This is a genomic window from Mycobacterium sp., from assembly GCF_049281135.1.
Lineage (GTDB): Bacteria > Actinomycetota > Actinomycetes > Mycobacteriales > Mycobacteriaceae > Mycobacterium.
The window spans coordinates 1-2209 of record NZ_JBAPRN010000594.1; the positions used below are offsets into that span (position 1 = coordinate 1).

Annotated in this window: 1 protein-coding gene; it reads right to left on the reverse strand. The window is 62.5% G+C overall.

Features of this window, described 5'->3' with window-relative positions; genetic code table 11:
• Positions 1-782 precede the first annotated feature (782 nt).
• On the reverse strand, positions 783-2209 hold a 1427-nt coding region (locus tag WAN02_RS23345), incomplete at its 5' end, for a catalase (RefSeq protein ID WP_422266836.1).

The window sequence follows — 2209 nt, forward strand, 5'->3', positions numbered from 1 at the left end:
CTCGTCAAGATCGGCACCCTCGCCGCCTGAAACGACCACCGCACACCGCCGGGTACACCCAATCAACAACTTCACCTACAAGCGCCGCACCGATCAAGGGTTTTTCAGGTCGAAGTAGTTAGCATCCGCGGCGCGAAGCTAAAGCCGCCAGCGACCACCAGCCGCGCGAGAACAAACTAGCTATCTTCGTGGCTGTCGTCGACGTCGTTCCGTGCCGCTGTCCATGCGCGACGGTGTCGTGGCACCGCCGAAATCAACCGAACTTCAAAGCGGCTGGTCCCTACCGGGGTGGATTCTTTTTGAGTGCCCGCCGGCGCAGGGGCTCAATTGCCCGCGGAAAATCGACCCACGGAAACCTCATTCCGGGACCTTTCGGAACTGACTGATGTGCGACGATAGTCAAGCACTTCCAGCCCTACGAATGATCGAACCGCGTGGCCTTGGCTCGTTACCAAGCCCAGAATCGAGCGGCCATCTGTGGTCGGTGCTTGGTCGGTGAATCCGCGACACGCCGTGGTATTCGATGGTGCCGGATGGCGTTATATCGCTAGTTCACAACACCTTTCGAGTCCACGACTAGGTGAGCTTGCAGGCTCTCCTAAAGCCGGTGTCGCAGGTTCGAATCCTGCCGGGGGCACTCACTGTTGATGCAGGTCAGCGGTAGTTTCAGGTGCCCGCCGACTGGTGTTGACTTGTTCTGGTCGGTGCCTCCTACCGTCTCCCACGTTTTGCGGCATCCGGGTGACAGCACTTGCTCGGGCGCCGCCAGCGGATTGCCTGTGCTACTGCCTGCTTCGCTGCGGAGTCCCCAGGCCCAGGCCTTGGGCAACGCGGGCGCGGAGGTCGGGATCCACTTGCGTCCAGTAGTCGTTGACCGCGCGCTCCTGGATGAAGCGCTCCACACCTTGGCTTAGATGCCCGACGATGTTGGCGACTAGATGGTCCCGATCGGTCGGCGTCATCACCTGCCGGTAGAGCGTGCCGGGCTGGATGAAGTCGTTGTCGTCCTGGTGCGCCTCGTACGCGGTGCGCATGATCTCGGCGCGCTCCACAAACCAGCTCGGATCGCGGTAGCGCTGCGGATCGGCCTTGGGGCCGCCATAGCTGTTGGGCGCGTAGACCGGCCGGTTCCCATTGTGGTGGTAGCACATCGGGCCGTCCTTGTTGTAGTTGTGCACCTCGTTGAGTGGGCGGTTGACCGGCAACTGCATATAGTTCGGGCCGTTGCGATAGCGGGCCGAGTCGCCGTAGGCGAACATCCGCCCCAGCACCATCCGGTCCGGGCTGGGCCCGATGCCCGGCACAAAGTTCGACACCTCGAACGCGACCTGCGTGACCTGGGCGAAGAAGTTATCGGGATTGCGGTCGAGCACCAGCCGACCGATCGGGATTAGCGGGTAGTCCTTGTGCGGCCAGACCTTGGTCACGTCGAAGGGGTTGAAGCGGTACTTGGCCGCATCCTCGAACGGCATGATCTGCATCTCGAGGCGCCAAGCCGGGTAGTCCTTGCGGGCGATCGCCTCCCGCAGGTCGCGCCGGTGGTAGTCAAGGTCCTCAACGAACATGGCCTTGGCCTCGGCGTCGGTGAAGTTTTGGACGCCCTGCTCGGTCTTGAAGTGGTACTTGACCCAGAACTTCTTGCCGCCGGCGTTCTCCCACATGTACGTGTCGCTGGCGTAGAAGTTCATGTTGCGCCAGGTGCGCGGTGTGCCGCGGTCGCTCATCAGGTAGGTGACCTGGTGGGCCGACTCGGGCGAGAGCGTCCAGAAGTCCCACTGCATGTTATTGCTGCGCATGCCGGTGTCGGGCAGACGCAACTGCGAGTGAATGAAGTCGGGGAACTTCATCGGGTCGCGTACGAAGAAAATCGGCGTGTTGTTGCCGACGATGTCGTAGTTGCCCTCCTCGGTGTAGAACTTGACGGCGACGCCACGCACGTCGCGGTCCGTGTCGGGGGCGCCCTCGTCGGCGGCCACGATCGAAAAGCGCAGGAACAACGGAGTGCGCTTGCCAACTTTGTTGAGGAAGGCGGCCTTGGTCCACTCGGTGACATCGGCGGTCACCTCGAAGTAGCCGAAGGCGCCGCCGCCCTTGACGTGGTACACGCGATCGGGGATGCGCTCGCGGACGAAGTGGGCCAGCTTCTCGATCAGGTAGGCATCCTGCAGCAGGACGGGGCCGTTGCCTGCGACTGTGAGCGAGTGCTCGT